The organism is Providencia sp. NPDC089933 (assembly GCF_049545585.1).
Lineage (GTDB): Bacteria > Pseudomonadota > Gammaproteobacteria > Enterobacterales > Enterobacteriaceae > Providencia > Providencia huashanensis.
Map to the genome: position 1 here is coordinate 400,584 of NZ_JBMWDT010000001.1, position 21,529 is coordinate 422,112.

The 21,529-nt window shown below is 39.8% G+C and carries 16 protein-coding genes; 10 read left to right on the forward strand and 6 right to left on the reverse strand.

Features of this window, described 5'->3' with window-relative positions; translation table 11 throughout:
* Positions 1-3 precede the first annotated feature (3 nt).
* The 5 genes from arnT to ACPEH5_RS02120 all read left to right on the forward strand — a co-directional run bounded on the left by arnT (position 4) and on the right by ACPEH5_RS02120 (position 4,068).
* Positions 4-1,662: a lipid IV(A) 4-amino-4-deoxy-L-arabinosyltransferase gene (arnT, locus tag ACPEH5_RS02100; RefSeq protein ID WP_042844056.1), complete on the forward strand. Its 1,659-nt coding sequence runs from the start codon at positions 4-6 to the stop codon at positions 1,660-1,662.
* A complete protein-coding gene (gene arnE, locus ACPEH5_RS02105) occupies positions 1,659-2,006 on the forward strand; it encodes a 4-amino-4-deoxy-L-arabinose-phosphoundecaprenol flippase subunit ArnE (protein WP_129465834.1) in 348 nt (115 codons plus the stop codon). Before arnT ends, arnE begins: the two co-directional genes overlap by 4 nt.
* On the forward strand, positions 2,003-2,422 hold the full coding sequence (gene arnF, locus ACPEH5_RS02110; RefSeq protein WP_281110916.1) for a 4-amino-4-deoxy-L-arabinose-phosphoundecaprenol flippase subunit ArnF: 420 nt from the start codon (positions 2,003-2,005) through the stop codon (positions 2,420-2,422). The genes arnE and arnF overlap by 4 nt, the downstream gene beginning before the upstream one ends.
* 75 nt (positions 2,423-2,497) lie before the next feature.
* Positions 2,498-2,986, forward strand: a complete 489-nt coding sequence (locus ACPEH5_RS02115) for a C40 family peptidase (protein ID WP_042844053.1) — start codon at positions 2,498-2,500, stop codon at positions 2,984-2,986.
* A 65-nt stretch (positions 2,987-3,051) separates the two neighbouring features.
* Complete coding sequence (locus ACPEH5_RS02120) at positions 3,052-4,068, forward strand: lipoate--protein ligase (RefSeq protein WP_042844052.1); 1,017 nt, start codon at positions 3,052-3,054, stop codon at positions 4,066-4,068.
* Between the two features lie 78 nt (positions 4,069-4,146).
* On the opposite strand, the gene ACPEH5_RS02125 is transcribed toward ACPEH5_RS02120, so the two are convergent.
* The 5 genes from ACPEH5_RS02125 to ppsR all read right to left on the reverse strand — a co-directional run bounded on the left by ACPEH5_RS02125 (position 4,147) and on the right by ppsR (position 11,006).
* Positions 4,147-4,518 carry a helix-turn-helix domain-containing protein gene (locus ACPEH5_RS02125; protein WP_042844051.1) on the reverse strand — a complete coding sequence of 124 codons (372 nt, stop codon included), beginning with the start codon at positions 4,516-4,518 and terminating at the stop codon, positions 4,147-4,149.
* Between the two features lie 626 nt (positions 4,519-5,144).
* Complete coding sequence (locus tag ACPEH5_RS02130; RefSeq protein ID WP_281110915.1) at positions 5,145-6,194, reverse strand: hemin-degrading factor; 1,050 nt, start codon at positions 6,192-6,194, stop codon at positions 5,145-5,147.
* Positions 6,195-6,322: 128 nt separating this feature from the next.
* A complete protein-coding gene (locus ACPEH5_RS02135) occupies positions 6,323-8,482 on the reverse strand; it encodes a TonB-dependent receptor domain-containing protein (RefSeq protein ID WP_131679957.1) in 2,160 nt (719 codons plus the stop codon).
* Between the two features lie 533 nt (positions 8,483-9,015).
* Positions 9,016-10,065 carry a 3-deoxy-7-phosphoheptulonate synthase gene (locus tag ACPEH5_RS02140; RefSeq protein ID WP_042844048.1) on the reverse strand — a complete coding sequence of 350 codons (1,050 nt, stop codon included), beginning with the start codon at positions 10,063-10,065 and terminating at the stop codon, positions 9,016-9,018.
* Positions 10,066-10,184: 119 nt separating this feature from the next.
* Positions 10,185-11,006, reverse strand: a complete 822-nt coding sequence (gene ppsR / locus ACPEH5_RS02145) for a posphoenolpyruvate synthetase regulatory kinase/phosphorylase PpsR (RefSeq protein ID WP_269466240.1) — start codon at positions 11,004-11,006, stop codon at positions 10,185-10,187.
* 295 nt (positions 11,007-11,301) lie between these two features.
* Here ppsR and ppsA point away from each other — a divergent pair, with 295 nt between their 5' ends.
* Positions 11,302-13,680 (forward strand): phosphoenolpyruvate synthase, encoded by a 2,379-nt coding sequence (gene ppsA / locus ACPEH5_RS02150; protein ID WP_042844046.1) that lies wholly within the window; start codon positions 11,302-11,304, stop codon positions 13,678-13,680.
* A 706-nt stretch (positions 13,681-14,386) separates the two neighbouring features.
* On the opposite strand, the gene ydiK is transcribed toward ppsA, so the two are convergent.
* Positions 14,387-15,502 (reverse strand): AI-2E family transporter YdiK, encoded by a 1,116-nt coding sequence (gene ydiK, locus ACPEH5_RS02155; RefSeq protein ID WP_042844045.1) that lies wholly within the window; start codon positions 15,500-15,502, stop codon positions 14,387-14,389.
* A gap of 256 nt (positions 15,503-15,758) precedes the next feature.
* On the opposite strand from ydiK, the gene ydiJ reads away from it, so the two are divergent.
* The 4 genes from ydiJ to sufB all read left to right on the forward strand — a co-directional run bounded on the left by ydiJ (position 15,759) and on the right by sufB (position 21,523).
* Complete coding sequence (ydiJ, locus tag ACPEH5_RS02160) at positions 15,759-18,812, forward strand: D-2-hydroxyglutarate dehydrogenase YdiJ (RefSeq protein WP_042844044.1); 3,054 nt, start codon at positions 15,759-15,761, stop codon at positions 18,810-18,812.
* A complete protein-coding gene (gene menI / locus ACPEH5_RS02165; protein WP_042844043.1) occupies positions 18,812-19,228 on the forward strand; it encodes a 1,4-dihydroxy-2-naphthoyl-CoA hydrolase in 417 nt (138 codons plus the stop codon). The genes ydiJ and menI overlap by 1 nt, the downstream gene beginning before the upstream one ends.
* Before the next feature lie 410 nt (positions 19,229-19,638).
* Complete coding sequence (sufA, locus tag ACPEH5_RS02170) at positions 19,639-20,007, forward strand: Fe-S cluster assembly scaffold SufA (RefSeq protein ID WP_042844042.1); 369 nt, start codon at positions 19,639-19,641, stop codon at positions 20,005-20,007.
* 16 nt (positions 20,008-20,023) lie between these two features.
* Positions 20,024-21,523, forward strand: coding sequence for a Fe-S cluster assembly protein SufB (gene sufB / locus ACPEH5_RS02175; RefSeq protein ID WP_042844041.1), 1,500 nt, complete (start codon positions 20,024-20,026; stop codon positions 21,521-21,523).
* The last annotated feature ends 6 nt before the right edge of the window (positions 21,524-21,529 follow it).

Here is a 21,529-nt window from a genome sequence, read left to right on the forward strand (position 1 = left end):
TCTATGTTGAATAACCGAGCGAGCAAAGTAGGAGCCTCTCTGCTGGCTCTTTTTTTTATCCTGACCTATTTATTGCCGTTGAACAGCCGTTTACTTTGGCAACCCGATGAAACACGCTATGCAGAAATCAGCCGCGAGATGCTACAGCGGGGGGACTGGATTGTCCCTTATATGTTGGATGTGCGTTATTTTGAAAAACCAGTTGCAGGTTATTGGATAAACAATATCAGCCAAATGATTTTTGGTGATACTAACTTTGCAGTTCGTTTCGGTTCTGTTTTTTGTATTCTTCTTAGTGCATTACTGGTTTATCGCATGGCAAAAATGATGTGGCGTAATAGCCACGTTGCTTATGTTGCAAGCCTGATTTACATCTCGATGTTTTTAGTTTTTTCCATCGGGACATACAGTGTACTTGACCCAATGTTATCTTTATGGATAGCGGCGAGTATGTTTTGTTGTTTATGGGCGATGAAAGCCAGAGAAGTCAAATCTAAACTTGGGGCATGGGTTTGCCTTGGGTTAGCTTGTGGTATGGCATTTATGACTAAGGGTTTTTTAGCCCTTGCTATACCCGTGATCGTCATGCTTCCAGTCACACTGTATCAAAGGCGTTTTCTTGAATTAGTAAAGTATGGGCCACTTGCGATAATTTCAGCGGTCATTATTAGCCTTCCATGGGCATTGGCGATTGCTAAACAAGAACCTGATTATTGGAATTATTTTTTCTGGATAGAGCATATTAAACGTTTTACTGCGGATGATGCTCAGCATATTGCACCTTTTTGGTATTATATCCCCATTATATTGCTCGGTGCCATCCCTTGGGCAGGTTTACTACCCGGCGCAATAATCAAAGGGTGGAAAGAACGTAAATCTAGCCCTGATATGTTCTTTTTACTGTGTTGGTTTATAGTGCCAGTTATCTTTTTTAGTATTTCTCGCGGTAAGTTACCAACCTATATGTTGCCGTTTATGGCGCCTTTAGCTCTCTTAATGGCAAAGTATGGGGTTGATTGCGTGCGTAATGGCACGATGAGAGCGCTAAAAGTTAATGGTATTATTAATATTGTATTGGGCATTGCTGCAGTGATTGCTGTGATTGTGATAAGCACAGTGATAAAGAAACCGTTATATGAACCAGATGAATGGTCAAAAATGGTTTTAGGTGTCGTTGCTTTCTCTATCTGGGCGATCATCGGTTACCTTTGCACCGTGCTTAATGCCAAATATTGGCTTTGGGCTGCGTCATGTTCATTGGCGGTTAGCTTATGTATTGGTAGTGCCTTACCAAACAACACCATTGATTCGAAATTGCCGCAAAACTTTATTCATCAAAACCATGACTTGTTGATGAATAGCCGTTATTTAATGGCGAGTAATGTTGGTGTTGCGGCTGGTCTTGCTTGGGAAACTAAAAACTCAAATATTTATTTATATAATAGTAGTGGTGAGTTGACCTACGGTTTGAAATACCCTGACAGCCAACATCGGTTAGTTAAACCAGACCAATTTGCACAATGGTTAGCAAAAGCACGTCAAGAAGGGCAGGTAACGGTGGTCTTTTTATTAGGTCGTAAAGAAGGGTTACCGGATATACCTAAACCAGATGAAGTCATTAAAAATTCGCGTATGGCGATTGTGGTTTATCATCAACAATGATAGCTCAACTATTACTATTATTACTTGTTAGCGTATTAACTTGCATGGGGCAAGTGGCTCAAAAACAAGCAGTGGTAAATTGGCAGAGTGAAAAAACCAATAAAACAGCATCAGCACTTCGGTGGCTGGTGCTGGCGGTTTTCATGTTGGGTCTTGGCATGTTGTTTTGGCTGAAGTTATTGGAAACCATGCCTCTCAGTATTGCTTACCCAATGCTAAGTATTAACTTTGTATTAATTACTTTGATTGGCCAGTTTATCTATAAAGAACAAACAGGGCTTAGTCATTGGCTAGGGGTCGCAGCGATCATGTTGGGTATTTTGCTAATGAGTATCAGTGTATGAATAAAGGATATTTATGGGTACTTGGCAGTGCACTACTAGTGACTGTGGCCCAACTGAGCTTGAAAGCCGGTGTGGTTGAGTTACCCTCATTTACACTTGGCTGGCACTGGTTACAAGCAGATTGGTTATTGGCAAATTTTGTTAGCCTAAGTATTATTTTTATAGGGTTAGTTTGCTACGCATTATCGATGCTATGTTGGTTATTTGCATTAAAATATATCGCATTAAATAAAGCCTACCCCCTTATCAGCCTTAGTTACGTATTCGTCTATATTCTCGCTGTTTTTTTACCTTGGTTTAATGAACCTGCGACATGGTTAAAAGCAGCGGGAATTGCCTTTATTTTATTAGGCGTTTGGTTGATTAGCCGACCAACAAAACAAATGAGAAGTAATAATAAGGGGGGTAAAATCTAAGTTGCTTATTTTTTATTCTTCACGCACTATAATCTCAGTTAAATATTGTAATAAGAACGATGAATAAGGTGCTTTATGCTTATAAAAATACAACACCTACCATTACTTTTGTGTCTAGTTTTAATCGGCTGTTCATCAACGACAGTTAAAAGGACACCGCCGCCGCCGCTAAAAACACAGTTGTCCGACCCAATAATGACAATAGCACAGTTAAAAGACCAATTAGAACAATGGTATGGGACGCCTTATCACTATGGTGGAATGAACCAAAGTGGTGTGGATTGTTCAGGTTTTGTTTATCGCACCTTTAACGATCGTTTTGCTATCCAGCTGCCCCGAACGACGGTGGACCAAACTCAGTTAGGGACGCGAATTGATAAATCGGATTTGATGCCAGGGGATTTGGTTTTCTTTAAGACTGGTTCAGGGGAAAATGGGTTACATGTGGGTATTTATGATACCGATAATACTTTTATTCATGCTTCAACCAGTAAAGGGGTGATCCGTTCCTCAATGGATAACGTTTATTGGCGAAAAGTGTTCTGGCAAGCAAGGCGCATCTAAACTCGCTATTTTTTTCAGTGATTATGCTATCTTAGAAGCAATTTTTGTTTTAAGGGTAGTTTTTAATGTCTAGGTTACGTTTACTTATCTCCGAATCTTTTGATCCTTGGTTTAACCTTGCGGTTGAAGAAACTATTTTTCGACAAATGTCAGCAGATCAACGTGTTATGTTTTTATGGCGTAATGCGGACACGGTGGTTATTGGTCGAGCTCAAAATCCTTGGAAAGAATGTAATACCAGAAGGATGGATGAGGACAATGTTCGCTTAGCACGTCGTAGTAGTGGCGGTGGCGCAGTATTCCATGATCTGGGAAATACATGTTTTACGTTTATGGCGGGGAAACCTGAATACGATAAAACAGTTTCTACACAAATTATCGTTGATGGTTTAGCTCAAGTGGGTATCGCTGCACAAATTTCTGGGCGTAATGATTTGGTTTTAGACACTGAAAATGGCCTAAGAAAAATCTCTGGCTCTGCATATCGTGAAACAAAAGACAGGGGTTTTCATCATGGAACCTTGTTAATAAATGCAGATTTAAGTCGTCTAGCAAACTATTTGAACCCAGACCCTAAAAAGTTGCAAGCAAAGGGGATCACCTCGGTACGCTCTCGGGTCGCAAATTTATCTGAATTAGTCCCTAATATTTCCCACGAAAAAGTATGCGAAGGCATTATTAAAAGCTTTTTCGAGCATTTCGGTGAGACGGTTGACCCCGAATATATTTCCCCTGAGAAGTTACCTGATCTACCCAATTTCAAGGAAACTTTTGCTAAACAAAGTAGCTGGGAATGGAATTTTGGGCAGGCGCCTGCCTTTTCACATTACTCTGATACTCGATTCCCGTGGGGGGGAATTGAATTTCATTTTGATATTGAAAAAGGTGTGATTAACCGCTGTCAATTTTTTACTGATAGCTTAGACCCTTCGCCATTAGAGTGGCTCAGTGAACAGCTAGTTGGTAAGGTCTATCAAACAGAGACTATTCGTTTATTAAGTAAACAAATGATGCAGAAATGGCCTCAATTACAGGAACAATTGGCTGATTTAGAAAACTGGTTGGTTTTAGAGTTAAGTTAAAAAAAGAGCCGACTGTTGTCGGCTCAGACATAGACATTAAAATAACGAATAGGAAAAGGGACTTATTGAATAAAATAATTAACTATGACAGTTACAAGTCATAAAGCTTTTACATTCCGGCATTTCACCAGTTTGGCGGAATTTTGCCGGCGTTGTATCAAAATGTTTTTTAAATATACGAGTAAATGTAGCTTGTGAGCTGAAGCCATATTGCAACGCAATATCAAGAATAGGTAAGTTGCCTTCACGTAATGATTTAGCGGCTTCTAACAAGCGGCGTTTACGCACATACTCGCCAAGCGTGCATCCTTTCATTTCTTTGAAAACACGCTGTAAATGCCATTTCGAATAACCACTTTTATCGGCTATTGTGTCGATTTTGATGCCTTCATTGCGTTGCAACTGGCTTTCTAGCCACTTAACAATATCATTGACTACACTTTCTGACATATTTACCTCCTACTCAAGTAGGCTATTGTTCATTAATAACTAATAATAACTCACGAAATTAGGATCTATTCTTCCTGTTTTTCCGATATATCGATAGGCTAAACGTGCGGTTTTTTAATGAGAATACCTATCACTACGATAGATGTTGATAAATTTAACATTTTAAACATACATCATTGTATGTTTAAATATATAAAAAATCAATGGGTTGTGTTTTAACTTTGATTTTTATGATAGGTTATTCTGGTGGATTTACTATATATTCAAATTAATTGTTCAAGCTGTTCGATTTTATTAACCAAGTAAATAATTGAAAAATTATCGCACTACATTTAAAGACAGTTCTATAACGATAAACAGGAAATTCCGAGTTGATTTTTTTAGAGAAAAACACTAAATGATTGGCAGTTATAGGGAGAATTATGGTGATTGGTTTTATTATCAACATAATACTCCGTTAATGAATTTTACCTCTTTTTTGCCAAAACGCTGTAGATGCTGGGTCTGTGACATAGCTTTTGGCGTATTTAACTAAACCTACTCCCACTGAGTTTTATGTTTTCATGAGGCTGTCACATCAAGGAAAATGGCGATTAGAAGCCAATGTTTCATGTTATTTACCCCTATTAAATATGAGGTAAAGCTAAAACTTGCTTACACCATTCATCTTGCTCAGGTGTGCCTTCAGTACGCTGACCATACATTTGTATAATCTGATTGCCTTGGGTATCAAAAACCTCCAAGCTTGTTACAAAGCCATCTTTAGTCGGTTTTCTTGTCACCCAACATTCAGCGATACCATTTTCAATAATGTGCAGTTTGCAATTAGGACCAATAATGTTTAACCAGTGAGTTTGGGTATTTTCTACGGTTAATGATGTTATTTCACTGATTTTACCAGTGAAAATTTGTACACAGCCACGATTACCAACGAAAAGCATAATTTCATTTTGTGCTTGGTGGGCGAGTGACAGTAAACCTGATAATGCACTGCGAGGGACTTGCCATGCTAGTTTACGGCTAACAACGCGGAAGACTTGCTGTCTGCTTAGATTATTATTTTTTAAGATGGTGAAAAATTGGTGGACATCTGTCATATTGCGCCATTCTTGTTCTAGTTTTTGTGCAAGTTCACGATCAATCGACCGTTCAGAAAACGGTTTGACTTCATGGATGGTGAGAGGGCGGTTTTCTGATGTAACATATTGTTTAATCAATGTTTGCCATGCATCGAGATTCGTCGACTTTGTGGTAAAAACTTTGTGTAAGGCATCACCATGTTTGTCAAAAAACTGAATGCTATGACGTAGGCCTTCAGTTGTTTCTTCTACTAATGAGAATGCTGAACGCCATTGAGCAAAGAACATTCTAAGGTCAAGAGCTCGAGGATGGAGAAATAAACCCGCATGTGAGCTGAGCCTTGCATTATCATATTGACCAATTTGAATATTAACGGCGTACTCATTACGGGTAACCCCTTTTGCCACCCCGATGGATGCTAAACTTTGCAAGATATCAGGCATTTTTCCAGATAACCTTTGCACGTTATCTTGACCAACGCGGCAATGAAGAAGCTGTGCTTCTGAAATATTTAGTTGTGCTGCTATTTCGCGCGCATATATACCCTTATGCTCTTTTCGTATTTTTTGGTAATCACTATAGCTATTTGAATTCAAAATAATTTCCTTAAGGTTAAGTAGAGTAAAGTGTTATCAACTAATTTCGTATAAGGACATAGTAATTTGCGCTATGAAATTAGCTGATAACATAACTTATTGGTTGTTAACTATTATTTGTTACTAAATTACCAGTTATAATTTACGTTAAAGTAAAAATTCCTACCTTCCTGTGGGACCCCCATGGAAGAGATATACTGTTTATCAAAGGCATTTTTCATAGTAAGCGTGGAACTTAGCCCTTTAATGAATTCATCAGCTTGATAATTCACATAAAAATCATGAACTCCATATCCTGCGTATTGAATGACTTCTTTATGATAGCGATCTAAGCCTTTATCAGATTTGTGATGGGGACGTTGATATTTAGCGTTGCCTTGGAACTTGGTTTTGGCTGAAAACTCACCAATCCAGCCAATTTGAATTCCTGTTGTTGCGACTGGAGCATTAATTCTGGCTGTCAACGTTTGGGGGCGAATAGATGATAAAGAATAATTTGTACCATCTTCTCTTCCCATCGTGTGATTATGGTTAACAGCGATATCAAACCAATGTGTTTTATAGTGAACAAAACTGTCAAATCCATGAATAGTTGCGGATGGAATATTTATAAAAAATATTTTCTTCGGGAAGTGTTCCATTCGACCAACTTTATTACCATCTCGAGCTCTTGGATTGAAGGATAAGGGGTACTCGCCATCGACAGTTATGTAATTTTTTGCTTTAGTGTGAAAATAAGTCGAACCAAATTGAAGGGAGTCATTTTTAAAATAAAGCTCGTCAAAACTGAGTTTCAAACCTGTCTCCCATGTTTTATTGGTTTCAGGCTGTAAATCTGGTGATGGACGGAAATCAGATTTAATAGAGGCGCCAAAAAAAAGTGGAATAGTGAAATGGTTTGAATTGTTATAAAGCTCCGACATTCTTGGAGTACGGTATGCTTCAGCGTATGATGAATGAAGATTTAACCAGCTAGTAGGGGTTGCACTTACAGCAAAGCGAGATGACCAGTTAGTATGCTTGTTTTCAGGGAAATTCTCTCTAGAAGCTTGGTACTGGGTGAAACGTGTCCCTGCGGAGAAAGTGATGGGTAAATGATGCAAAGTCATATCATTTACCAGCCAGCCAGACATGTTAGACAATTCTGATGGCGGATAGCTGATTGCATATTGATTTGATGTTTGTTTCTGTTGGTAATATTCAAAACCACTTTGAATATAGTGGTTTACCCAGTTATACATCGGTAAAGAGACGCTATTAGAAAATTTAGTCCCATAGGTGTATTGGTTGCGTTCCTCAGGGCCATATTCATCAGGCTTTTTGATAATTTTGATGGTATCAGTTTGGTCTAAATACAAGTCGGTATAATAAACGCTCCATTCAGCTTGCCAATTTAAGCTGTTTTGCGGCTTAAAATACTGATTAATTGCAATATCCCGCTGGTGGCTTTGCCTTTCATGGGGGGCGTTCGGATACTTAGTTTTTTCCGTGGGTTTTGCCGGTTGTTTTAAGCTCAGGCTATCGTTTCGATATTCTTTTAACTGTAATGTTAGGTTGTAAGATGGGTGTGGTAGCCAAGTAGTTTTGAGCATCCAGTTATGGATTTTTTCAACATTATGTGCCAGCTCAAATTCGGGAGAACCCATAATATGCTTTTTACGCTGACTGTAACTGAGCAATGTGTCAAATGACTCAGAACGACCTAATAAAGTTGCGCCTGCATAGTAACTATGGTCATTACGGTTAATGCCGCTAAACGCTCGCCCACCTAATTTTTGCCCCGGTTTTAAAATATCGGCGGCATTTAATGTTTTGAATGCGACCACCCCAGCTAGAGCACCTCCACCATGATGAACTGATGCGGAGCCTTTGTGGATATACACTTTGTTAATCAAAGTCGGGTCGATAAAAGTGGCATCATATAACCCTGAGTTAAAATCTTGAGTGATGTTATCTATTGTGACTTTTACCCCCCGAGAGTCATACCCTCGCATTTGAATGCCTTGGCCATAAGTGCTATTAGACCCAGAGACAAATACGCCGGGTTGGCCTTTTAGTAAATCCAAGGCAGAAGTTGCAGATTGTTGTTCAGGCGCTTGGGCGTCAATCACATCAACTTGCTCAGCCACGGCAATTTCTTCAAAACCGAAGGGGGAGGCTGAAACTTGGATAACATCTTGAGCTAATACGGAATGGCTCAACCCGGCTAAAGTAATAGCGATGGTGAGTGTTGAAATAGGGAATTTTTTTTCTTGAAATATAGATGCAGGCATCGGTTTAAACTGCATAGGAAGTCCTTTCCTTATATTTTAGGTTACGCTGGCTGCCTAGATAGATTATCTGGGTGGCATGCTAAAAGTATTTTATATAACGTTTTTATTTATTAGCGTTTATTATCAACCCCGCCTTTTGGTTGATAAATTTGATAGCGATATAAAACAATCCATTGTTATATTTGCTATTTATTGCCAATAAGCAAAGAGCTCCATTTCAATTTAGTAAGCACCTTAGATGAATACATACCCGAATTTTTATGGGGACTTAACCTATTGTTTATCGTCTTTTATAGTCATTAATAGGAATAATGGCGTTGTTTTACAGTGAGCTAATAGATAAAACGAGCTGTAGTGAGAATTATTATCGTTAAGGTTTGGGTGGTCAAGAGTTTTTTTTGATTTAATCTGTGTTTTTAATTTAAATAAACAGTTATTAATACAAATAAATTATATTTAATTGAGTATTATTGTTATTTTATATTAAAAAGCCCTTTAATTAGAATATAACTAAAGGGCGTGATGGAAATGTTTGATACTAAACTAGGCTATTTGAAGCGAGAATCAACCGCTTGAGAAAGGATTTCAATGAGTTGTTCAGTATCTTCCCAGCCAAGGCATGGGTCAGTAATCGATTGACCATAAACTAAAGCTTGGTCAGCGATGACTTTCTGTGTGCCTTCAATTAAAAAGCTTTCAGCCATTACACCGCTTATCGCGGTAGAGCCATCCTTTATTTGCTCTGCAATATCCCGAGCGACTTCTAATTGACGGCGGTGAATTTTTTGACAATTACCATGACTAAAGTCGACGACTAAATGCTCTGGCAGTTCAAATTTGCGAAGCTTATCGCAGGCTGCGGCTAAGTCCCCAGCAGAATAATTCGGTTGTTTCCCCCCGCGCATAATAATATGGCCATGTGGGTTACCGCTGGTTTGGTAGATGGTCATTTGACCGTTTTTATCTGGGGACAAAAACATATGTTGTGCTTTTGCGGCTCTAATTGCATCAATAGCAATATTAATATTGCCATCTGTACCATTTTTAAAACCAACAGGGCAGGAGAGCGCAGAAGCCATTTCGCGGTGAATTTGGCTTTCTGTCGTTCGCGCACCAATAGCCCCCCAACTAATAAGGTCAGCAATATATTGGCCCGTAACCATGTCGAGAAACTCAGTTGCTGTTGCTAAACCAAGCTGGTTAACTTCTATTAGTAATTTTCGCGCGAGGCGTATTCCTGTATTGACTTGGCAGGAGTTATCTAAATTTGGGTCAGAAATTAGTCCTTTCCAGCCAACAACGGTGCGCGGTTTTTCAAAATAAGTCCGCATAACAATTTCTAAGCGGTTTTGATGACGTTCCCTTAATACATTCAGCTTTGTCGCGTATTCAATTGCCGCGTCAATATCATGAATTGAGCAAGGACCGACGATAACAAGTAAACGCGGGTCTTCCCCCGATAAGATCTGTTCTATGCGCTTACGTGACGCTGTCACGTTATTGGCAACCTTTTGGGAAATAGGAAATTCATCAGCGAGAGTTTGTGGTGTAATTAAACTGTCCACTCTTGCAGTGCGTAATTCATCAGTTTTTTGCATTTTGGTTCTCAAAACTTTAATAGGCAGATGCCGTATCAGTGATAAAGATCACAATAAACGAAAATGGCTTAATTTCAACCTACAAAGTAATTTGTATCAATTATATTTTATATTTTTTATCAAAATATACGTCTCTGTAAACCCATTGTATCAATCACTTTTGCTGAAATTTCTTCCACTGAGTAGTTAGTTGTATTTAAGTAGTTGATTTTATTCTGCCTAAATAATGCTTCGACTTCAGCAATTTCAATACGGCACTGCCTTATCGATGCATAACGGCTATTTTCACGGCGTTCTTCACGGATAGCAGCTAAACGTTCAGGGCTAATCGTTAAGCCAAATAATTTGTGGGTATAAGGGCGAAGAGCCACGGGGAGCTTTAGATTGTCCATATCATCAGCAGTAAATGGATAATTGGCGGCTTGAATGCCAAATTGCATAGCTAAATATAAGCTGGTAGGGGTTTTGCCACAGCGAGAAACACCGATAAGAATGACTTGAGCTTGGTCTAAATTACGCAGAGAAATACCATCATCATGTGCGAGTGTATATTCAATGGCTGCAATACGAGCATCGTATTGGATCATATTTTGCATTGACAAGCCGTGCGTACGATTGAGCTTAGGTTCTGGTTCAAGGCCAACTTCTTTTTGGATTGGAGCAACTAAACTTTGGACAATATCTTGGCAAAAACCAGAACTTTGCGTGATGATTTGCCTAACTTCAGGGGAAATAATCGAATAGAACACTAATGGGCGAAGTTGTGTTTCTTCAAATATGGTATCAATTTTTTGTTTTATTTCTTGTGCGCGGGCCGGCGTGGTAACGAAAGGCAGGGTATAAGAAATAAAAGCTAGTGGAAATTGTGAAAGGACAGCATGCCCCAGAGTTTCAGCAGTGATAGCTGTACCATCTGAAATAAAGAAAACAGTTCTTTGTATTGGGTTGTTCATCGAATCTAATTTATTCATTGTTATTTATCTTTTATTGTATTTATCACTAGTTTTATAGAGATATTATCTTTGTTTAAAGTTTAAAAATTAGTTTATAAGGGAAAGTATAGCCATTATTTGAGCGATTTTTAGAACAAAACATTTTTCTTATTTGATGGAACGATTCACCAGTCCATCTTCTATTAATGTCTGTGCTAGTCTATTTCACGAGGCGAATTTTCGCCAATGAGATTTTTTACGATTTGTACTCTGTCACTAAATTGCTATAAAAGGATCACTTTCAATGTCCACAAATGGCCTTACTCCGTGTAATGTACTTTGGTATAACCAATTAGGGATGAATGATGTTGACCGGGTTGGCGGTAAAAATGCCTCCTTAGGTGAAATGATCACAAACTTATCTGATCTGGGTGTATCCGTACCTAACGGTTTCGCGACAACCGCACAGGCGTTTAATGATTTTCTGGAGCAGAGCGGTGTAAATCAACGCATTTATAACCTGCTAGATGAAACGGATATTGATGATGTGAACCAACTGGCTGTTGCAGGTGCTCAGATCCGTCAATGGGTGATTGATACGCCATTGACGAAGGAGTTGGAACAAGATATTCGTGACGCGTTCGCTCAACTTTCAGAAGGGGAAGCAGAAGCATCATTTGCTGTTCGCTCATCAGCAACCGCAGAGGATATGCCTGATGCTTCATTTGCGGGGCAACAGGAGACATTCCTTAATGTTCAAGGGATTGATGCTGTATTAGTGGCGATTAAACATGTTTTTGCTTCGTTGTTTAATGACCGCGCTATTTCGTATCGTGTTCACCAAGGTTACGATCACCGTGGAGTAGCTCTGTCGGCGGGTGTGCAAAGAATGGTACGCTCTGATTTAGCATCTTCGGGCGTGATGTTTACTATTGATACCGAATCTGGTTTTGATCAGGTAGTTTTCATTACCTCAGCTTATGGCCTAGGTGAAATGGTGGTACAAGGGGCGGTAAATCCGGATGAGTTTTATGTCCATAAACCAACCTTGAAAAATAACCGCCCTGCGATTGTACGCCGTACTCTAGGCTCTAAAAAACTACAAATGGTGTATGCCGATAGTAAAGAGCACGGTAAACAAGTTCAGATTGAAGATGTGCCAGAAACCCTACGCAATCGTTTCTCTCTGGCTGACCATGAAGTTGAAGAGCTCGCTCGTCAAGCTTTACAGATTGAAAAGCATTATGGTCGTCCAATGGATATTGAGTGGGCTAAAGATGGCCACAATGGGCGTTTATATATTGTCCAAGCAAGACCAGAAACAGTGCGTTCAAATCAACAAGTCATGGAACGCTATCAGCTCAAAGAGCAAGGACAGGTTTTAGTTGAAGGGCGTGCTATTGGTCACCGCATTGGTTCCGGTGTAGTAAAAGTGATTCATAATTTAAGTGAGATGGATCGCATTCAGGCTGGTGATGTCTTAGTTACAGACATGACAGACCCTGACTGGGAGCCAATCATGAAAAAAGCTGCTGCGATTGTCACTAATCGTGGTGGGCGTACTTGCCATGCCGCTATCATCGCTCGTGAGCTAGGGATACCTGCTGTCGTTGGTTGTGGTGATGCAACTGACCGTTTACAAGAAGGTCAAGAAGTCACTGTTTCCTGCTCGGAAGGTGATACTGGCTTTGTTTACCAAGGCAAGTTGGAATTTGAAATTCACAGTTCTGAAGTGAGTGAAATGCCAAGCCTTGGTGTCAAAATCATGATGAATGTGGGTAATCCTGACCGTGCATTTGATTTTGCTTGTTTGCCAAATGAAGGTGTTGGTTTAGCGAGACTGGAGTTTATCATCAATCGCATGATTGGTGTTCACCCAAGAGCATTGTTAGAATTTGATGAACAGTCTCCTGAATTACAAACTGAAATCCGCGAAATGATGGCCGGTTATGACGACCCAATCGAGTTCTATGTGGGCAAATTAACCGAGGGTATTTCAACGTTAGCAGCAGCCTTCTGGCCAAAACGCGTTATTGTGCGTTTATCAGACTTCAAATCAAATGAATATGCCAATTTAGTCGGTGGGGATATTTATGAGCCTGAAGAAGAAAACCCTATGCTTGGTTTCCGTGGTGCAGGGCGTTATGTTTCTGATAGCTTCCGTGCATGTTTTGCGTTGGAATGCGAAGCCGTTAAGCGCGTGCGTAATACTATGGGGCTCACGAACGTTGAGGTAATGATCCCGTTTGTGCGTACTGTCGCACAAGCTGAGGCTGTCATTGCGGAGATGGCAAAACATGACCTTAAGCGCGGAGAGAACGGCTTAAAAGTGATTATGATGTGTGAAATACCATCGAATGCTTTGCTGGCTGACCAATTCCTTGAGCACTTTGATGGGTTCTCTATTGGTTCAAACGATATGACTCAATTAACATTAGGCCTTGATAGGGATTCTGGTGTTGTTTCTGAGCTATTCGATGAGCGAAACGACGCGGTTAAGGCAATGCTATCGATGGCAATACAAGCAGCTAAACGCCAAAATAAATATGTTGGTATTTGTGGGCAAGGTCCTTCAGATCACCAAGACTTCGCTCAGTGGTTAGTTGATGAAGGTATTGATAGTTTATCTTTAAACCCAGACACTGTCGTGCAAACTTGGTTAACGATCGCTGAAAATCAGTAATCATTACTGAGCTAATAATGAAAGTCGAGAGGTGAAAACCTTTCGGCTTTTTTTATTAATTTAAATTATCTATTATTACAATAGTTAATAGCTATTATTGAGTTATTTCATACTAAATAACTCGATTGAATGATTATGCAATTCTTTTTGCGTACATAAACATAATTATTCCAAATCAATTACACGTATGATGAGTAATTAAATGTACTTTAATTATAAAGCTCATGAAAGTAATAATAGTGCGGGTTATATATAACGCTAAAGGAGTATGTTTACTTATGTTTGGTACCAGAAGTTGATTCTTATCAATACTTATAAAACAGATGATTTAATTTTGATGTGAATAATTTTCATATTGAGGAACTAGATAAAAAAAAAGCCTATCATGGGCTGACAGGCAAAGACTACACACAGCAATTTGGTTAATAAAACCGTGCTTTAAGGGGTTAGCATGGCTTTTCATGTTTGTTTGATTCAATGGCTAGATAATAAAGTATTCATATTATACAAGCATTAAGAACACTCTCAATAATAAACTTACTTGTTGTTACTTAAGAGAATTATTCCAATAGAATTATGTTAACATAAATTAGGCTAAATACTAACATTAGAATGTTAAATATTGTTTCTAAATATTAATGAGAAATGAAATCATTAATGAAACAGACATGTATATCGACAACATGCCTGTTTCAATTAATTGCAACTATTTCTTAATCATGAACACATCTTCAAGAAATTTCTCTGTTTCAGCTAAGTTCTCATTAGGCATAGCTACCTCATTCATCCATGCTTTTAATAAACTATATGAAACAGCTAATACAACGGGACCGATAAATAGGCCTATCATCCCGAATGATAAGATACCCCCGATAACCCCAACTAAGATTAGTACCATCGGCAAATCGGCACCCATTTTAATCAGCCAAGGACGAAGAACACCGTCCATTGTTGCCACAACCGCAGCCCAAATGGCGAGAATAATTCCCCAAGTGGTATCACCAGTCCAAAATAACCATATAACAGATGGCACCATAATCAACAGCGGCCCTATTTGAGCAACACAGCAGATAAACAGTAAAACAGTGAGGATTGCAGCATAACCAATGCCAGAAAGTGCAAGGCCAATCCCACCGACAATAGCTTGGATTAACGCTGTCACGACGACGCCCAATGCCACCGCTCTTATTGATTGAGCTGCTAATAAAACAGCTGCATCACCACGCATGCCTGCAAGGCGCACAGCAAAGTGACGTATACCTAACATGACAGATTCACCTTTAAGGTAAAGTAAGCCGCTAAACAGTAACATTAAGATTAAATGAAACACAAAGCGCCCTGCGCTGATCGCTTGTGTGGCGAACCACCCCGCGGCTTGACCAAAGTAAGGTTGGATTTTTGCGAGTAGGGCGTTACCACCACTCGCTACAAGGCTATGCCATGCGTAATAAATTTTTTCGCCTACCATCGGTATAGTATTTAGCCATTCTAGCTCTGGTAATGTCAGGCTTGAAGGGGACTTGGCTAAATCAATCAATGGAGTGCTATTATCAATAATACTTCCAATCAAAACCCCTAATGGGATAACAAACAACAGTAATATAAGAAGAACCATCACTAATGCAGCTAGCCAACGCTTACGCCATAAGCGCGCTTCTAGCCGTAATAATAGTGGCCATGTTGCAATAACCATCATTCCTGCCCATACAAAGCCAAGAATAAAGGGATTAAGTACCCAAAAACAGGCGGCTATCATTAAGATGATGGACAATAGGCCGAAAATAAGTTTGGGGAGATCCAAACGTTTTTGCGATTTTTCCATTAATGATTGATCCTTAATAAATGAAAATTCTGCTTATACGGCAAATTTTTAGGTGAAAATAACGAAATTATTTTTCACGATTAAAAAAAACAATATTGTGATATGGTTCATTATGACAATGTCATCAGCGGCTGTACCGTTTTTACTAGCTGTGAAGGTAATAAGTCATAAACCTGAGACGCTATTGTGCAACTTAAAGTAAAGATAGTACATAACGAGTAATGCGAACACTAAACAACAAGAGTCATCGTTAATAATGATCCCGCGTATATCAGAAGCTCCTCATCTTAGTCAATTAGTCATTGAGTTCTTGCATGAGCTACAAGAACAAGGTTTTACTGGTGATAACGGTACCAGCTACGCTGAACGGTTATCCATGGCGACAGACAACAGTATTTATCAACTATTGCCTCAAGCGGTTGTTTTCCCGCGTTCTAGTGCAGATGTACAAATTATTACACGCGTAGCCGGGCAATCCAAATATCGTGAACTTAGCTTTACGCCAAGAGGTGGTGGTACAGGGACTAACGGGCAATCCTTAACAGAAGGGATTGTCGTAGATATGTCCCGCTATATGAATCGTATTTTAGAAATAAACCCCGAGCAAGGTTGGGTCAAAGTTGAAGCTGGCGTAATCAAAGATCAGTTAAACCAATTTTTAAAACCTTATGGTTATTTCTTCTCTCCTGAGCTATCGACCAGTAACCGTGCAACCTTGGGGGGAATGATCAACACCGATGCATCAGGGCAAGGTTCATTAGTCTACGGTAAAACATCCGACCACGTTTTAGGTGTTAAAGCCATGGTATTAGGGGGGGAGTGCATTGATACTCGTGCTATGCCTATCGAACTCGCCCAATCGATTGCGTCCGAGGATTCTATTGTCGGGCGTATTTATAAAACGGTACTAGAACGCTGCTTAGAACAGCGGCCATTAATTGAAGAAAAATTCCCAAAGTTAAATCGTTTTCTGACAGGCTACGACTTACGTCATGTTTTTAATGATGAATTAACTGAATTTGACCTTACCCGCATTTTGACGGGTTCAGAGGGGTCTTTAGCGTTTATTACTGAAGCCACCCTTGATATCACGCCATTGCCAAAAGTACGCAGGCTGGTTAACGTAAAATATGACTCTTTTGAGTCAGCACTGCGTAATGCCCCTTTTATGGTTGATGCTAAAGCATTATCTGTTGAAACCGTCGATTCTAAAGTGCTGAATCTAGCCCGTGAAGATATCGTTTGGCACTCTGTAAAAGCATTAATTACTGATATTCCTAATAAAGAAATGTTAGGTCTTAATATCGTTGAATTTAGTGGCGATGATGAAAGTGAAATTAACCAGCTGACAGACAGTTTGTGCCAACGACTTGATGAGTTAATGGCAAATAATCAAGCGGGTGTGATTGGCTATCAAACTTGTCATGACCTTGATGATATAACTCGCATTTATAATATGCGTAAAAAGGCAGTTGGCTTGTTAGGTAATAGTAAAGGTGCGGCAAAACCAATTCCATTTGTAGAAGATACTTGTGTACCACCAGAGCATTTAGCTGATTATATTGTTGAGTTCCGAGCGCTACTCGATGGCCATAATCTGAATTATGGCATGTTTGGTCATGTCGATGCGGGGGTATTACATGTTCGGCCAGCTCTAGATATGTGTGATCCACAACAAGAAATATTGATGAAACAAATTTCTGATGAAATTGTTGCATTAACAGCTAAATATGGTGGGTTGCTGTGGGGAGAGCATGGTAAAGGTTTTCGCGCACAATATAGCCCTGAGTTTTTTGGGGACGTACTGTATAGCGAATTACGTAACATCAAAGCGGCATTTGACCCAGACAACCGTTTGAACCCTGGGAAGATTTGCCCTCCAGCAGGGCTTGATGCTCCAATGAAACAGGTCGATGATATCAAACGAGGCACTTATGATAGGCAAATCCCTGTTCAGGTTCGCGAGCAATTTCGGGGAGCCATGGAGTGTAATGGGAATGGGCTATGTTTTAATTTTGATGTTAAAAGCCCTATGTGCCCGTCGATGAAAGTGAGTGGTCAGCGCATTCATTCACCTAAAGGTCGTGCAACACTTGTTCGAGAATGGTTAAGGCTATTAGCAGATCAAGGAGTGACTCCGGACTACCTCGAAAAGGGCATTAAGCAAGACTCACCTTCCTTACGCGGTTTAATTGAGAAAACGCGTAATACTTGGCGGGCAAAGCAAGGAGATTACGATTTTTCTCACGAAGTAAAAGCATCAATGGCCGGGTGCCTTGCTTGCAAAGCCTGCTCAACACAGTGCCCAATCAAAATTGATGTACCTTCATTTAGAGCGAAATTTTTAGCCTTATATCACGGTCGCTACTTACGCCCTGTGCGTGATCATATTGTTGCTAACGTAGAGAGCAGTGCACCATTATTCTCTAAGGTACCAGGTGTATTTAATTTCTTTTTACGTCAGCCAATAGTGCAAAAGCTTAGCCAACACACGATAGGTATGGTTGATTTACCCTTATTTTCTCAGCCTACATTGAAACAAGAGCTTTTGGGGCATACTGCGGTGTCAGTAACACTCGAGCAACTAGAAGGTATGGGGGCTGCTCAGCGCGAAAAATACGTGTTGGTAGTACAAGACCCTTTCACCAGCTATTACGATGCGAAAGTGGTCGCAGATTTTGTGCGATTAATTGAAAAATTGGGCTATAAACCTGTTTTATTACCATTTTCACCGAATGGTAAGGCGCAGCATATTAAGGGTTTTTTGGCAAAATTTGCGAAAACAGCACGTAGAACCGCAGACTTTTTAAATCGCGTAGCAAAATTAAAGTTACCCATGGTTGGCGTCGACCCTGCATTAGTTTTATGTTATCGCGATGAATACCATGAAATTTTAGGAAAAGAACAGTGCCAGTTTACTGTAATGTTGGCTCATGAATGGTTAGTGAGTTTACCTGCACCACAAAATGCCAAAGTAAATGCAGCTGAGCCTTGGTACTTTTTTGGGCATTGTACGGAATCAACGGCTTTACCAAATAGTGCGAGCCAATGGGCAAGCTTATTTGCACGTTTTGGCCACAAACTGAATAATGTCAGTGTGGGTTGCTGTGGAATGGCGGGAACTTACGGTCATGAAGTGGCAAACCTTGAAAATTCCAAAGGAATTTATAACTTATCTTGGAAAGGAGCGATGGCCTCTTTACCAAAAGAGCGTTGCTTAAGCCCCGGTTATTCTTGCCGTAGCCAAGTGAAGCGTATGGAAAATACAGTTATAAAACACCCGATTCAAGCACTGTTGGAGATAGTTTAATGATTTGGAAACGTCAATTTAATTTGCAACAATTAGCTGAAATGTCAAAAACGTGCATGTTAGGGCATATTGGTATTGAGATCACAGCATTTGGTGATGATTATTTAGAGGGAACAATGCCTGTTGATGAGCGAACTAAACAACCGTTTGGTTTACTTCATGGTGGCGCTTCCGTGGTGCTTGCTGAGTCTTTAGGGTCAATAGCGGGTTATTTATGTACGGAAGGTGAGCAAAGAGTGGTTGGTCTAGAAATTAATGCAAACCATGTCCGTGCAGCGCGTTCGGGGGTTGTTAAAGGCATTTGCAAACCTATTCACTTAGGGCGTCGCCAGCAAGTTTGGAATATTGAAATATTCAATGAACAAGGAAAACTGTGTTGTACTTCCCGTCTAACGACTGCGGTATTATTTGAATAATCACAGCTATGCTTAGGTGGCTTGTAGGCTTTGAGTAGCTAAAAGCCACCAATAACCTTCCTATTAGTAGTGTTTTTATCTGCTGTTTTATCCGTAAATTCGTTTTTTATCGCATTAATAAAGTTGTATAATAAATACATCTTTATTAATTTGTGTCATTTAATTGTATTATTCAGTACAAAATCAAATAAAAAAATAGTTCTATTTTATTTTTCTTATTTCAATAAGTTAAGTGATAAGAAAGACATTATTGGTGATTCGATAAGCTCATAATGAATAAAAAAAGAACTAAAATAGCTATAACCTCTTAAAACAAATGGTTGAAGTAGAATAGCTAATCATTACCATAGGGTAGACAGAGTTAATCTCCTGATAACAGGCTGAAAAGCCATAAGAAATGTGGGGTCAATATGACTGACGGTGTAGAGACATTTTCATTTGATGAAAACAGTTGGCAGGGAGTTAGCCTGACACAAAGCGCTGCAAAACAAATCAAAAAATTGATGGTGCAAAACCCAAATACGAAAGGGCTTTCACTGGGCGTAAAACAGTCTGGCTGCGCAGGTTTCGGTTATGTATTTGAAATGATCGAAAACCCAACAGACCAACACCTGTTATTTGAACTCGATGGCGCACGTCTTTATGTGCCAAAAGAAGCAATGCCATTTATTGATGGTACAGTCGTTGATTTTGTCCAAGAAGGGCTGAATCAAATTTTCAAATTCAATAACCCGAAAGCACAACATGCCTGTGGGTGTGGTGAAAGCTTCGGCGTTTAACATGTGAAGTCAGATTATGTCACAGAGCAATGTAGAAGTTGGCGATGATGTTCAAAGCTGGCTTGATGACCAGCGTTATAAAGAAGGCTTCTTTACTGAAGTCGCAACGGATGAAATGGAAAAAGGGATCAACGAAGATGTGATCCGCGCCATTTCAGCAAAACGTAATGAACCAGAGTGGATGCTACAATTCCGCCTCGATGCTTTTAATCATTGGAAAGGCATGGAGGAGCCACATTGGCTTAAGGCGAATTATCCAAGCTTAGATTATCAAGATTATAGCTATTACTCTGCACCATCATGTGGTGCGTGTGATGATACGTGCGGTTCTCAATCAGGTGCAACTCAAGGTACTGGTGTTGCTGAAACCAATAGTTATTTAACGGCAGAAGTTGAAGAAGCGTTTAATCAACTAGGTGTTCCGGTTCGTGAAGGGAAAGCCGTCGCGGTTGATGCTATTTTTGACTCGGTTTCCGTTTCGACGACATATCGTGATGACCTTGCCAAACATGGCGTTATTTTTTGTTCGTTTAGTGAAGCGATCCAAGAATATCCAGAACTGGTACAAAAATACCTAGGTACTGTTGTATCAAGTCATGACAACTTTTTTGCGGCACTCAATGCTGCGGTTGCATCAGATGGTACGTTTGTTTATGTCCCGAAAGGGGTGCATTGTCCTATGGAGCTTTCAACCTATTTTAGGATTAATGCGGCGAAAACAGGCCAATTTGAACGTACTATCCTCATCGCTGATGAAGGGAGCTACGTGAGTTATATCGAAGGGTGTTCAGCGCCTGTCCGTGATAGCTACCAGCTCCATGCTGCTGTGGTTGAAGTGATTATTCACAAAGATGCAGAAGTGAAGTATTCAACGGTGCAAAATTGGTTTTCTGGTGGTGATAGCGAAACGGGTGGGATTTTAAACTTCGTGACTAAACGTGCATTATGCGAAGGTGAAAATTCTAAAATGTCATGGACACAGTCTGAGACCGGTTCTGCTATTACATGGAAATACCCAAGTGTTATTCTCAAAGGTGATAACTCAGTAGGTGAATTTTTCTCCGTTGCATTAACCAATGGTAATCAACAAGCTGATACTGGAACGAAAATGATCCATATTGGGAAAAATACGCGTTCTACAATTATTTCCAAGGGGATTTCAGCAGGTAAAAGTCAGAACAGTTATCGCGGATTAGTGAAAATTTTACCGAGTGCTCATAACGCGCGTAACTTTACCCAGTGTGACTCTATGTTAATAGGGACACAATGCGGAGCACATACTTTTCCCTATGTGGAAGTAAAAAATAATACGGCACAATTAGAACATGAAGCAACAACCTCACGTATAGGGGAAGACCAGCTGTTTTACTGTTTACAACGTGGCATTAGCGAAGATGATGCCATTTCAATGATTGTAAATGGTTTCTGTAAGGATGTGTTCTCGGAGCTTCCGTTGGAATTTGCCGTAGAAGCACAAAAATTGCTGGCGATCAGCTTAGAACACAGCGTTGGCTGATCCTAA